This is a genomic window from Clostridium sp. (assembly GCF_050717545.1).
GTDB lineage: Bacteria > Bacillota > Clostridia > Clostridiales > Clostridiaceae > Clostridium_AD.
This window is the reverse complement of record NZ_JBOITN010000028.1, coordinates 68,978-82,545: the sequence shown is the minus strand read 5'-3', so window position 1 is coordinate 82,545 and position 13,568 is coordinate 68,978. Positions and strand designations below refer to the sequence as shown.

General features: G+C 30.3%; 15 protein-coding genes. 13 read left to right on the top strand and 2 right to left on the bottom strand.

What is annotated here, in order from left to right:
* Window positions 1-14: 14 nt before the first annotated feature.
* From nadD to ACREVX_RS06640, 5 genes are read left to right on the top strand one after another with little or no spacing between them, the layout of a single operon-like run.
* The gene (gene nadD / locus ACREVX_RS06660) at window positions 15-617 is read left to right on the top strand and encodes a nicotinate-nucleotide adenylyltransferase (RefSeq protein WP_431543473.1); all 603 of its coding nucleotides are present in this window, start codon (window positions 15-17) and stop codon (window positions 615-617) included.
* A gap of 54 nt (window positions 618-671) precedes the next feature.
* Window positions 672-1,244 (top strand): bis(5'-nucleosyl)-tetraphosphatase (symmetrical) YqeK, encoded by a 573-nt coding sequence (yqeK, locus tag ACREVX_RS06655; protein WP_431543383.1) that lies wholly within the window; start codon window positions 672-674, stop codon window positions 1,242-1,244.
* A 4-nt stretch (window positions 1,245-1,248) separates the two neighbouring features.
* Window positions 1,249-2,520, top strand: a complete 1,272-nt coding sequence (locus ACREVX_RS06650) for an LCP family protein (RefSeq protein WP_431543382.1) — start codon at window positions 1,249-1,251, stop codon at window positions 2,518-2,520.
* A 29-nt stretch (window positions 2,521-2,549) separates the two neighbouring features.
* A complete protein-coding gene (locus tag ACREVX_RS06645) occupies window positions 2,550-2,930 on the top strand; it encodes a RidA family protein (RefSeq protein ID WP_431543381.1) in 381 nt (126 codons plus the stop codon).
* A complete protein-coding gene (locus ACREVX_RS06640; RefSeq protein WP_431543380.1) occupies window positions 2,923-3,879 on the top strand; it encodes an RluA family pseudouridine synthase in 957 nt (318 codons plus the stop codon). The genes ACREVX_RS06645 and ACREVX_RS06640 overlap by 8 nt, the downstream gene beginning before the upstream one ends.
* Before the next feature lie 102 nt (window positions 3,880-3,981).
* Here ACREVX_RS06640 and ACREVX_RS06635 read toward each other — a convergent pair whose 3' ends face one another.
* Window positions 3,982-5,250, bottom strand: a complete 1,269-nt coding sequence (locus ACREVX_RS06635) for a serine hydrolase (protein WP_431543379.1) — start codon at window positions 5,248-5,250, stop codon at window positions 3,982-3,984.
* Window positions 5,251-5,396: 146 nt separating this feature from the next.
* On the opposite strand from ACREVX_RS06635, the gene ACREVX_RS06630 reads away from it, so the two are divergent.
* The gene (locus tag ACREVX_RS06630; protein ID WP_431543378.1) at window positions 5,397-6,074 is read left to right on the top strand and encodes a helix-hairpin-helix domain-containing protein; all 678 of its coding nucleotides are present in this window, start codon (window positions 5,397-5,399) and stop codon (window positions 6,072-6,074) included.
* A 347-nt stretch (window positions 6,075-6,421) separates the two neighbouring features.
* On the opposite strand, the gene ACREVX_RS06625 is transcribed toward ACREVX_RS06630, so the two are convergent.
* On the bottom strand, window positions 6,422-6,682 hold the full coding sequence (locus ACREVX_RS06625; protein WP_431543377.1) for a hypothetical protein: 261 nt from the start codon (window positions 6,680-6,682) through the stop codon (window positions 6,422-6,424).
* Between the two features lie 221 nt (window positions 6,683-6,903).
* Here ACREVX_RS06625 and ACREVX_RS06620 point away from each other — a divergent pair, with 221 nt between their 5' ends.
* The 7 genes from ACREVX_RS06620 to ACREVX_RS06590 are packed head-to-tail and all read left to right on the top strand — an operon-like array spanning window position 6,904 to window position 13,564.
* On the top strand, window positions 6,904-7,227 hold the full coding sequence (locus ACREVX_RS06620; RefSeq protein ID WP_431543376.1) for a hypothetical protein: 324 nt from the start codon (window positions 6,904-6,906) through the stop codon (window positions 7,225-7,227).
* 34 nt (window positions 7,228-7,261) lie between these two features.
* Entirely contained in the window at window positions 7,262-8,302 is a 1,041-nt protein-coding gene (locus ACREVX_RS06615; protein ID WP_431543375.1) for a V-type ATPase subunit, read from the top strand.
* 36 nt (window positions 8,303-8,338) lie between these two features.
* On the top strand, window positions 8,339-10,306 hold the full coding sequence (locus ACREVX_RS06610) for a V-type ATP synthase subunit I (RefSeq protein ID WP_431543374.1): 1,968 nt from the start codon (window positions 8,339-8,341) through the stop codon (window positions 10,304-10,306).
* Window positions 10,307-10,342: 36 nt separating this feature from the next.
* Window positions 10,343-10,768, top strand: coding sequence for an ATP synthase subunit C (locus ACREVX_RS06605; RefSeq protein WP_431543373.1), 426 nt, complete (start codon window positions 10,343-10,345; stop codon window positions 10,766-10,768).
* 19 nt (window positions 10,769-10,787) lie between these two features.
* Window positions 10,788-11,096 carry a V-type ATP synthase subunit F gene (locus tag ACREVX_RS06600; RefSeq protein WP_431543372.1) on the top strand — a complete coding sequence of 103 codons (309 nt, stop codon included), beginning with the start codon at window positions 10,788-10,790 and terminating at the stop codon, window positions 11,094-11,096.
* Window positions 11,097-11,138: 42 nt separating this feature from the next.
* Window positions 11,139-11,750, top strand: coding sequence for a V-type ATP synthase subunit E (locus tag ACREVX_RS06595; protein ID WP_431543371.1), 612 nt, complete (start codon window positions 11,139-11,141; stop codon window positions 11,748-11,750).
* A gap of 47 nt (window positions 11,751-11,797) precedes the next feature.
* On the top strand, window positions 11,798-13,564 hold the full coding sequence (locus ACREVX_RS06590; protein ID WP_431543370.1) for a V-type ATP synthase subunit A: 1,767 nt from the start codon (window positions 11,798-11,800) through the stop codon (window positions 13,562-13,564).
* The last annotated feature ends 4 nt before the right edge of the window (window positions 13,565-13,568 follow it).

Here is a 13,568-nt window from a genome sequence, read left to right as displayed (position 1 = left end):
ATAAAGAAGGTGTTATAGTGAAAAAGGCTATTTTTGGAGGAACATTTGACCCTATTCATATAGGTCATGTTCACATTGCCTATGAAGCATTATATAATCTACATTTGGATAAAGTTATATTTATGCCAGCGGGTAATCCACCTAATAAACTCAATAAAAATATTACAGATGCTCAAATTAGATATGATCTAGTTGAAAAGGCTGTGATAAACGAAGAAAAATTTGAAATAAGTGATTATGAAATAAATAAAAAAGAAAATAGTTATACCTATGAAACTCTGGAGCTTTTTAATAATTTGCAAAGTGATGTAGAATGGTATTTTTTAATTGGTACAGATAGCTTAATGGATTTAAGAAATTGGAAAAATGTAGAAAGAATACTTGATAATTGTAAACTAGTAGTTTACAACAGGGCAGGATTCGAAGTAAAAAAAGTGTTAAGACAGAAAAAATATTTAGAAGAAAAATTTAATAATAAAATATTTTTTTTGAATATGCCAATTATAGATATATCATCTACTAATATTCGAAGTAACATAAAACAAGGTAGAAAAGTTGATTATCTTCTTCCTAGAGGCGTAAAGGGAATCATTGACAAAAATCATTTGTATAAATAGGAACTAAATAATCCGTAGCTATTTTCTAAGATTTAGAAGTATAGGAGGATTTTAATGTGGAATGAAAAACAAATGCTTGATTATATAAAAGTGAATTTAAAAGAAAGTAGATTTAATCATAGTTTAAGCGTTAGTGATACTGCGGCACTACTTGCGAAAAGATACCATCAGAATATAGAAAAAGCGCATATAGCAGGTTTAGTACATGATTGTGCTAAGAATTTGACAAATATCCAGCTTATAAAAGTTGTGAGTGATCATAAAATAGAGATAAGTGATATAGAAATTCAAAATCCATCTATTTTGCATGGACTAGTGGCAAGCATAATAGCTAAAGATGAAATGGGAATAAATGATGAGGATATTTTAATGTCAATTAGATATCATACTACTGGCAGGAAAAATATGAGCACTTTAGAGAAGATAATTTACATTGCAGATTATATAGAACCTTTAAGGGCATTTAGTGGGGTAGAAGAGCTGCGAAGTTTAACTCAAATAGATTTAGATGCTGCTATATTAAAATCATTTGACAACACCATAAAATATATTATAAGTAAAAGTGGATTATTGCATATGAATACAATAGATGCAAGAAATTATTTATTAAGTAAAAGCAGAAGGTGAGATTATGAGTAATAATAAAAAACACAAAAGAATAGTAAACTATAAAAGATTTGTAATTGTTACAACTACTGTTATAGTGGCGACTTTTCTATTAGTTTTTGGGTGCTTTTATTTCTATTTAGCTAATTTAAATAACGATGCAGTAGATTTATCAAAACATGACACAACATCTGGACTTAGTGCAGAGCAGCTTGAAAATATTAAAAAAAATGGTGAATCATGCAACATACTGGTTATGGGTGTGGATGTGGGGACTGTTGGTTCTACCAGTGCTGATAATCGTGCGAGGACAGATACAATGATACTTGCACATTATAATGCAGATGACAAAAAAATTAGTATGGTATCCATTCCTAGAGATACCTTAGTTAGTGTTAATGGGAAAAATCAAAAGATTAATGCTGCTCATGCTATAGGTGGGGTTGATTATGCTGTTGCTGCAGTCGAAACTATCTTGGACGTACATATTGATTATTATGGCAAAATTAATTATGAGGGATTTGATAAGGTAATTAATGCTATTGGTGGAGTGGATATGGAGATAACAAGGCAAATGGATTATGAGGATCCTACTCAAGACTTAAGCATTCATTTTGACAAAGGTACAACAGTTCACTTAGATGGTAAAAAAGCTGAGGAATTTTTTAGGTGGAGAAAAAATACAGATGGTTCTGGTTTTGAAAATGGTGACCTTGGTAGAATAGAAAATCAACATTTATTTATATCTAAAGTGATGGATAAAGTAAAAAGTCCTATTATAGTAATTAAAATTCCAAGTATTTTATCAGCAATTAAAAGTTCTGTAGAAACTAATATGGATGCTAATGAAATAATTAAATATGGTTATATATTTGCAACTATTGGTGATGGTAAACTTACTATGGAGACTATTAAAGGTGACTTAAAGGATATAAAAGGTATATCATATGTAGTATATGAAGATGCCAAAAACGAGAAAATTATTTCAGAATTAAATAATGGTCATGTTACTATTAATAAATCAAAACTAAAGATAAAGGTTAATAACGGTACAAAAATATCAGGACTTGCAAGTGATTTTAACACTTATCTTATGGAAAATGACTATAGTAAAGCTATAACGGGAAATGGTGAGGCAACTAGCAAAAGTAAAATTACGGTATATAATGGAGATGAAAGCATGAAAGATGATCTACAAAAAGATTTTAAAATAGATAATATTGAATTTCTAGAATCTAGTAATAAAGAATTTGATATAATAGTTTTATTAGGTGAAGATCATGAACTCATGCATTAATTATAAGGACTTATAAGGGAGAGATAAAAATGGAAAAACAAATAATAAGCACTAAAAATGCACCAGCAGCGCTTGGGCCATATTCTCAGGCTGTAAAAGTAGGTAATTTAATATATACATCGGGGCAACTAGCGATAAATGTGGTTACTGGTGAATTTATAAATGATAATATAAAAAAAGCTACTGCGTTATCTTTAGAGAATGTAAAGGCTGTATTAGAAGAAGCTGGAACAACTATGGATAAGGTAGTGAAAACTTTAGTATTTTTAAAGGATATTAATGATTTTGATCTTATGAATGAAGTGTATGCTAAATATTTTAGCATAAATCCTCCAGCTAGATCTTGTGTCCAGGCAGCTAAACTTCCTAAGGATGCTTTAATTGAAATAGAAGTAATTGCTATTGCTTAATGATAAATTAACCTATATAGTTGGAGCAGATGTTTCTGATGTAAAAATACGGGATTATTTAAAATATTCAGAAAACTTATCTGGTAGATTTATAAAAAGTTCAGGGCTTAGTGGTAAAATAAATGTAAATGATAAGCTAGCTAAGTTAAATTTGAGAATAAATTCCGGAGATAAAATAGAAATTGACATGAAGCGGGATGAACATCAAAACATCGAGCCAGAGAAGATGGAATTAGACATTGTATATGAGGATATAGATCTTATTGTTATTAATAAGAGTCCTGGCATAGTGGTTCATCCGACTCATGGTCATCCTTATGGAACTCTGGCAAATGGAGTTTTATATTATTTTAAGGAAAAAGGGGAAAATTGCATTGTTAGATTAGTTAGTAGACTAGATAGAGACACTTCAGGTCTTATAATAATTGCAAAAAACCAATTTTCACATATGGCGTTAGCTAGAGACATGCATGGAAACGATGTAAATATTAGTAGCAATATGAAAAACAATGATAAAGGCAAAATATTTGAAAAAAGTTATATGGCTGTTGTACATGGTAATATGGAAAATAAGACAGGGACTATAGATCTACCTATTGGAAACCCAAATAAAGATAGTGCAAAAAGAGAAGTTTGGGAAGATGGACAAAGAAGTATAACTCATTATGAGGTTATTGATTCTTTTGAAAATGGGGATTTACTAAAAGTTACTTTAGAAACTGGTAGAACTCATCAAATTCGTGTTCATTTAAGTCATATTGGTCATCCGCTTTATGGGGACAGTCTTTATGGAACTTGTGAGGGGGAGTATATAGATAGGCAGGCACTACATGCTTATAAATTAATCATCCCACACCCTAGGACAGGTGATTCGCTTATATTAGAATCAAAACTTCCTAATGATATAGAAGATTTGGTTAGCAACCTAAAAGCTGAAAGTAACATATAAAAAAGCATGGAATATAAACTAAATTTAGTTTATATTCCATGCTTTTTAATTGCAGCTCCGCAGGAGATGATTTAATCAAGGTGTTACAAATATCGACGTTTACTATCTTTTATTATTTAAGTTACGTACAAATCTATTAAGTCTTTTTTTCCTTCTTCTTTTCTTCTTTATTCCTCTTATAAAAAAGAATAATAATACTAAGATAATCGCAAGATATTTTAGTATATTAAAAAATGGTTTTGAGCCATTTTTAAATGTATTACTTAGTGGAACAATCTTTTTAGTATAATCTATCCCACTAGCTAAATCTAAATTGTAGGAATCATCGCCTAAAGCGATTACAGCCTTACTTATTAAATCACCTTTTTTAACTGACGATATGTTTGGCACTATTTGCTCAGTTTTAACATCTGGGGTCAAAGTAGAATTTTTTTCTTTAACTATATACAGATCTTTTGAGGCTAGTAGTGGAAGCACCGTGCCATCGTCTAAGGTTAAGTTTGATACAACATCATTCTTTTTAAACTGTTTCATAAGCTTAAAATTATCAAATCCATAATTAAGTAATTTTATACTGTCTGGAAAAAATGTTTTTTTAGAGTCATGTATAAGCGAAACTATGATTTTTTGACCATTTTTATGAGCTACAGCGATATAAGAATGTTTTGACTGTATAGTATAGCCTGTCTTGCCACCGATGCTATAAGGATAATAGTACGGGTCGGATTTTTGTATTAGTCTATTCTCATTCCAAAGAGGTCGCTGAAGCTTGGATTTATTTGTTGCCGCCATTAAATATGTAGGAGTTGTTGCTATTACCCTGTACTCATCATGTTTTGTAAGTTCCTGCATAATTAAAGCTAAATCATAGGCAGAAGTTTTATGATTAACATCATATAGACCATTAGGGTTCACAAAATTAGTGTTTTTGCAACCTAAAGAAGCTGCTCTTTTATTCATAAGATCTGCAAACTTATCTGTTGAACCACTTATATATTCAGCTAGAGCGACGGCACAGTCGTTAGCTGAAGGTAATATTAGTCCATATAATAATTCTTTTACAGTTATTTTTTCACCCTCAAAAATATATATTTTTGAACCATCAGTAATTTCTGCATTTTTGCTTACGGTTACCACATCGTCTAAATTAGAGTTTTCTAAGACTAGAAGGATAGTCATTATCTTAGTGGTGGAAGCAGGGGGGTAAGCAGTATCTTTGTTTTTCTCATAAAGTATTCTACCAGTAGTGGCATCTATTAGTGCTACACTATCAGCGGAGACTGTAGGCGCGGCTTCGAGGGCCCTGACTGCTGGGAATGTGTTAAAAATTAAAAAAAGTGACGTTAGTATTAGTGTAATTAACTTCTTCATGTAGTACCTCCAAGTTTTCAACATCTATAGTATATCAAAAAAATCCTTTCTTAGCGATAGTATTTATGTAAAGTTGTCAATAATTCTATATATAGATGAATAATTAGTAAGTGTATGAATGTCACGAAGATTAGCAAGGAGGATTTATGAAAAATAAAGAAAAAATAATTGGATCTATAGTTATTTTGTTCGTAATTATTGTATTTTTAATTGTTGGATATGTTATGTCAAAGCCAAAAGAAAATATTAATGTTACTGATTATGAGAATATGTTTGTAGAAACTGCTAAAACACCAGAAACAAAAGTTGCAGCAGTACAGTCGCAGGTTGAATCTAAGAAAAGTAATAATGCTTTCGTGGAAGAAATTAATATTAAGGTGGATATAAAAGGTGCAGTAAAAAATCCTGGTGTTTATGAAATAAAACAAGGAAGCAGAGTAACTGATCTTATAGAACTAGCAGGTGGGGGAACTAGTGACGCAGATCTTGATGCTACAAACCTTTCCGCAAAACTAAATGATGAGGACTGCATTGTTATTGCACGAAAAGGTGAGGAAGCTAAAACACAAATTATTCAGAATAGTCCTGGAGGTGGAGCTACTTCAACCTCTAAAACAAATGAGAAGGACTCTATCATTAATATAAATACTGCAAGTGAGGAAGAACTTATGACTCTTACAGGCATAGGAGAGGCAAAAGCAGGTGTTATAATTGAGTATAGAGAGCAAAATGGAGGATTTAAGTCTGTAGATGAATTGACGAAAGTAGGTGGCATCGGTGAAAAGACATTAAGTAAGTTTATAGATAAAATAGATATAAAGTAAATAATATACTGAAATGATATGGGGAAATTGTATATTTATATAAATTTAGGATAAGATATATAAATGAGGAACAACAATTTAAATTATGAAACCTAGGAATAAAGAATTCGACAAAATTATCTATATTATTATTGAATAGAGCATTGAAATATGTTATAATCATAATTGTTTACGGGGTTCAGGTAGGTAATGATATTTTTTATTTTTTTTAAATTTTATTGCCTCAATGGACCATAATGAATTATAATTAAACATGTTTTACAATTAAATAGACATATTGCGGCTTAGATACATATTTTTATGTTATCTGAGCCGCTTTTTTATATTAATTCACATAAAAAAAGAGCCTAAAGCTCTTTTTTTTCATTTTCTTCGATAAATTCTATTCCGCTAGGTTCAATTTTATAATTTCCTCTGACTGCTTGTTTAGTTATAAATCTCTTTTTCATTAGAGATTCAAGGGATGATTTTAATAATCTAAGATTACCTTTACCATTTCCTAAATTAATAGCAAGCTTTATTTTGGCAATGCTTTGTGGGGATGATGTTCTATTTTCATAAAGATACTTTATTATGTTATCTTCAATTTCTTTGATGTCATCTTTCATGGGGATCCTCCTTTAATAATATATTTAACCATAGTCTATAAGTATACTACATGAGTTAAAGAAAAAAAAGAAAAAATATTTATTGTACACACGAATATAATGTCGAAAATCGCTTTCGACATTATGGACTAAGGGTAATATAATAAGAGAATAATTATTATGTACAATTATAAGTAAAATTCAAAATAATATATTATTTCTAAAATATTGGGGGTGATGCTTTGAAATTTGTAATGAACAAAATAATGAGTATAGACAAAGATGCTCAAAACTTTAGAAAGAACATTGATGAACTACTTAGTGAAAAACAAGATGAGCTTGAAGCTGAGATAAATAATTTAACGAACAGATTTAACGAAGATTGCAAAAATATTAAGCAAGTTATAGGTAATGAAAAAATAATGGAAGCTCAAAATTTAGCTGAAAACATAAAAAAAGAAAAAGAAAAGGAGTTAGATAAGATTAATACCAAATATAAAGCTAATAAATTAGCTATAGTTGATGAAATATTTAATGACATTTCAGATCCGCAGGAGATGATTTAATAGGGTAATAAAGCTATAATAGGAGTGGAGTTATATGGGAAGTATTGTTGAGTTTAGTGCTATAAATTCAAAAATAAAGGCTTTGATTGGAAAGATGCTAAGTCAAGATCAATATATTAAGCTATTAAATTGTAAAGACTTTATAAGCACTGTTAAGGTATTAAAAGATGAAACGAGTTATAGTGAACTTCTACGCGATTGCAACTTAGATAAACTGCATCGAAGTAACTTAGAAAACATTCTACATAAGCACTACATAAGTACTTATAACACATTTATAAAATATTTTTCAGGTGAATATAGGAAACTTATAAAGGTTCTGTTTCTAAGATGGGAGATAGAAGATTTAAAAGTGATTATTAGAGGCAAATATCTTAATCGAAGTAGTGAGGAAATAAACAGCAGATTAATAGCCAGAAGTTCATTAAATACAATAAACTATGATTATTTATTAGCATTTAAAAATGTAGAAGAAGTAATAGATGGTCTCAAAGGAAGTATATATTATAAGTATCTAAAAAATTTAGCTAAGGACATAAGTGAAAAAGGTTTGTTTAGAATTGAAACAGAACTTGATTTTGTCTATTTTACATCTATTAGGAGTGAACTTAAACATTTAAATACTGAAAATAAAGAAGTGGTTCAAAATATTATAGGTATGGGAGTTGATATTTTAAATTTAGGGTGGATATATAGGGGGAAGACTTTTTATAAGATATCTCCTGAAGAATTATTTAATTATACTATATATAATGGTCATAAGCTTTCAAAGCAAACGATTAGAAAACTTTGTTATGTAAGAGATATGGCAGACTTTCGAGATCTAATAGAAAACACTCCTTATGCATATATATACGAAAAGGATGACTCAATAATTATTGAAAAACACGAACGTGAATTTCGAAAAATATATTTCAAGAAAATTATTAAAGAAAATAAAAATAATATAAGTTTGGTTATGAGCTTTTTTATGATTTATAGGATTGAAATAAGCGATATTATATCTATAATAGAACAAAAACGGTATTCTATTGATATAAAAGAAGGTACAAAGTATATTTCACTTACATTATAATTTATTATTTACAAATTGATTGCAGGAGGTGATTTTTTGTCTATAGAAAAGATGAATATGATTAATTTAGTAGGAGTAATGTCTGATTTTGATAAGATAACTAAAATGCTTGCTTTAAACGGATGCATGCAGCCAGTAAATGCTCTTCAAGAAATAAATTCGTCTGATTTTGTATTAAAAACCACGGATGATAATATAGAAGCTTTAATGGATGTAAACTATATAAGACCTTACGTATCAGATAAAGATTATAATATAAGTTTAAAACATATTGATGTGCTTGAAGGAGCTCAGAACCTCATTGGTATAAAAGGTGAATATATTAAAGAAACTATTTTTGATTTTGAATGCTCCGAAAAAGAACTATCAAGGGTTTATGATGAATATATGGTAATGAATAAAAAGATGGAGGAGTTACAAGAAAAAGAAGAGTATCTTAAAAATACCTATGAGGCATTGGGGTTCTTAAAGAATGTAACTGTCCCTATGGAAGAATTTACTGCTATGAAAAATTTTCGAGTTGATCTATACAAAGTGACTGAGCAAAGCATGATTAAATTAAAAGCAAATTATGAAAATATACCCTCAATAATTGAATCTGTATACACTAAAGATGATTTTGTAATATTTTTATCATTTACGCCTTTGCTTTTGCTAACAGAAACTGAGAGGATTTTTAAATCTGCAAATTGCGAAAAAATATTAGTGCCTGACCATTATATTGGGTTACCAAAGGATGTGGCAGGTGTTATTCGTTCTGAAATAAATGAGATACAAAAGTTGCTGATGAATATTCAAGTTGAACTTAATGTTTTTTTAAGGGTAAATTATAAAACTATAAAAAACATAATAAATAGTTATGATCTAGAACAAAAATCTGAGGAGATTAAAAAAAGTTCAGCTTGCACTAATGAATTCTTTTATCTTTCTGGTTGGATACCTATAAGTTTTATGGAGACTTTAGACAATTTGCTTTTAAGTTTTGACGATAGAATATTAATTATTAAAAAAGAAGCTAATGAAATAACTAATAAAGCAATTACTCCACCAACTATGATTTTAAATAATAGATTATTTAAACCTTTTGAAAGTATGGTTCTAATGTATGGGGTTCCTAGCTACGATGAAATCGATCCTACCATATTTTTGGCAATAACATATACTCTAATGTTTGGTGCTATGTTTGGAGATGTGGGACAGGGGCTAGTGATTCTTTTAGTAGGATTTTTGCTTAAGAATAAGGCAGGTAGAGTTAATTTAGGTGGAGTGCTAGAAACGCTTGGTATAAGTTCAATAGTATTTGGATTTTTATATGGAAGTGTATTTGGATCGGAGACTGTAATTAATGCGTTACTTATTAGACCTATGGAAAATATAAATGATGTTCTTATTGGAGCTATAATATTTGGATGTGGGTTCTTGATTTTTGGTTTTATATTAGGAATTACTAATAGTTTAAGAAGAAAAGATATAGAGCGAGGATTTTTTGGAAAAGATGGGCTAGCCGGATTTATGTTTTATATTGGAGCTATAATACTAATAGTCTCGATAATATATAAAAAACCATTGTTGCCAATAGCTATTTGGATGATATATTTTATTTTCTGGTTATTACTAATACTACTAAAGCAGCCGTTAGCTAATAGTATAAAAGGCAATAAAATATTATTTGAAGAGGGAGCTAAGGATTATTTTATAGAATCAGGTTTTGAAGTAGTAGAAACGTTACTATCAATGTTTTCAAATACACTCTCATTTATAAGAGTGGGAGCATTTGCCTTAAACCATGTAGGTTTATTTGTTGCATTTGCATCTATGGCCTCTATGACTAAAAGCGGGACTGCTTCAGTATTAATATTAGTAATTGGTAATATAGTAATCATAGCCCTTGAAGGATTGATTGTGTTTATACAAGGATTAAGGCTGCAGTATTATGAATTATTTAGTAAGTATTATGAAGGAGCAGGGGTTAGTTATGAACCTGTAAGGGTTAAATTCAAGTAAAATGTATATCACTTATTAGAAGGAGGAATAAATATTATGACTATGTTATTAATGTTAACATTTTGCGTTGTTATAGTTACTATTACTTATGGAGTAGTAGTCCAAAGTAGAATAGAACTATTAGGAAAACAAAAAATTAAAAAGGCACTTAAAATAAATTTAAGTGTGTTTATACCGGTTATGATGGGTGCTTTAATTGTAAATATACCAAGTGTAGCACGTGGTGCAGTGGAGGTTTCCACAAATCCAGCTGCTGGGCTTGGATATTTAGCAGCTGGACTTTCAACAGGACTTGCAACTATTGGGGCAGGGTTTGCTGTAGGCTCTGTTGGGTCCTCAGCCCTGGGCGCAGTATCTGAAAATCCTAAGATTTTAGGAAAAACTCTTATATTTGTTGGACTTGGAGAAGGAATTGCTATATATGGCCTTATTATATCTATAATGATACTTTCAAAATTATAATTTTTTAAGGGAGAGGTACATGAGAAGTTATTTAATAAGTGATAATATAGATACATTTGTAGGTATGAAAATGGTAGGTATCGAAAGTATTGTTCTTCATCAAAAAGAAGAAATAATTGAAACGATTAGGAAAATAAAAAAAGATCCGGAAATAGGAATAATAATATTAACAGAAGCAATAGCTCTGTTAATACCTGATGAGGTTGATAGTATAAAATTATCAAAGGAGAGTCCGCTTATAGTAGAAATTCCTGATAGGCATGGATGGAGTAAGGGTAGTGATTCTATTTTAAAATATGTTAAAGAGGCGATAGGACTAAAATTATAATCAGTATATTAGTAATGAGAAGAAAGTGCAGGAGGATTAGTTATGACCACTATTGAAGATAAAATAAATTTGTTTTCAAAAATAATATATGACAAAGTAAATGAAGAAAAAAAACAAAGGTTAGATGCCTTTAACTTAGATGCCAAGAAAAAAATAACTTTTGAAAAAACAAGATTAGATGATTTAAAGAAAAGTTTACAAAAGGAAGCTAAAAAAAAATCAAATATTAAATCAAATGCAATAGTTGCAAAAGAAAATCTTAATAAGCAAAGAGAAGTGCTCGCACTTAAAGATAATCTAATAAAAGATGCTTTAGAAAGTGTACGCGAAAGATTAGTAAAATTTACTAGCACGATTGAGTATAAAGAGTACTTCATAAGCAGTATAGAAAAAACTTTAAAGGCTGTAGATAAGGGGAGCTATTATATTGAAGTATTAAAAAAAGATTATGATAAATTTAAAAGTGAAATGGAAGTTATTTTAAGAGGGTGCATTGATTATAATATAGAAATAAAGATCTTAGACGATGATTTTATAGGCGGTCATGTGCTAAAAGATCATGAAGGTAAATTTAGAATAGATAGTAGTATTTATTCTGCATTACAAGCAAATAAAGAAAAAATCGGTGTTAGAGTTATGGAAATGCTATCTTAACAAATAGAGTGGAGTTGCTATGTAGCATAATTTAGAGGGAGGAAAACATGGAAGGAAGCATAATCGGAGTAAACGGCCCTGTTATAAAAGCTGAGAATATGCGCGGCTTTAAAATGAGAGAAATGGTTATGGTAGGTTTTAAAAAACTTATCGGTGAAATTATAATACTCGAAGAAGATTACGCAACTATTCAAGTTTATGAAGAAACAAGTGGGCTTAAAATAGGTGAGAGTGTAACATCAACTGGTAGTCCATTATCACTTAAACTTGGACCAGGAATACTTGGAAATATATTCGATGGAATTGAAAGGCCTCTTGAAAAAATAAATAAAATGTCATATGGATTTTTACCAGAAGGCATAGGCCTAATTTCTCTTGACGAGGAAAAACTTTGGGATGTAGATATTAATGTAAAGATTGGTGATGAACTAAAAGAAGGGAATGTATATGCAAGTGTGCAAGAAACCGAATCTATTAAACATAAAATAATGGTTCCACCAGGTGTATCTGGAGTTGTAACATGGACAAACGAAAATGCAGAATATAATATAGAAACCATAATAGTTAAACTAAAGAAAGGCGTAACCGAATACGAACTTAAACTTTATCAAGAATGGCCAGTAAGAACGCCAAGACCTATTAAGGATAAAAAAACTATTTTTAAACCTCTTATTACGGGGCAAAGAATAATAGACATATTTTTTCCACTGGCTAAAGGAGGAACCTGTGCCATTCCTGGTGGGTTCGGTACTGGAAAGACTATAACCCAACATCAACTTGCAAAGTGGTCTGATGCAGACATTATAGTATACATAGGTTGCGGTGAGCGGGGGAATGAAATGACTGAAGTTCTAGAAGATTTCCCTAAACTTATAGATCCTAGAACAAATTTGCCACTTATGAATAGGACTGTGCTTATAGCAAATACATCTAATATGCCCGTAGCTGCAAGGGAAGCAAGTATTTATACTGGCATAACAATAGCCGAATATTTTAGAGATATGGGATATCATGTTGCTATAATGGCAGATTCCACTTCTAGATGGGCAGAGGCACTACGTGAAATTTCTGGAAGACTTGAAGAGATGCCTGCAGAAGAGGGGTATCCAGCATATCTTCCATCAAGAATTGCGGAGTTCTATGAAAGAGCAGGTTATGTAGAAACTCTAAACTCAGAGGAAGGTTCTGTTACTGTAATTGGAGCAGTGTCACCTGCGGGTGGAGATTTTTCAGAACCAGTTACTCAAAATACTAAAAGATTTGTATCTGTATTTTTAGGACTTGATAAAAACTTGGCTTATGCAAGGCATTATCCTGCAATAAACTGGCTAAATAGTTATAGTGGGTACTTATCACTTTTGAAAGAGTGGTATGAGGAAAATGTTGCTGAGGGAATAATAGATTTAAGAGCAAAGATGCTTAAGCTTTTGTATGAGGAGAGTAAACTTTTAGAAATAGTTAAATTGGTGGGCGAAGATGTTCTGCCAGACTCGCAACGGTTAATTATAGAAGTGTCTAAATGTCTTAAAATAGCGTTTCTTCAACAAAATGCCTATAATGATATAGATACCTATGCACCACTTGATAAACAATATAAGATGCTTAAAGTTATAGAATCGCTTTATGACAATGGAAGCGTCGCTGTAAAATATGGAATACCTATTTCTGTAATAATAGACAAAGAATTAATGGAAAAACTATACAAAATGAAATATAATGTACCAAATGATAAACTTTCAATAATAGATGATTTAGAGAAGGAATTAGAAAATCATTTCAAGAAACTTATAGAAAAATATAAGCAAGGTAGATAATAAT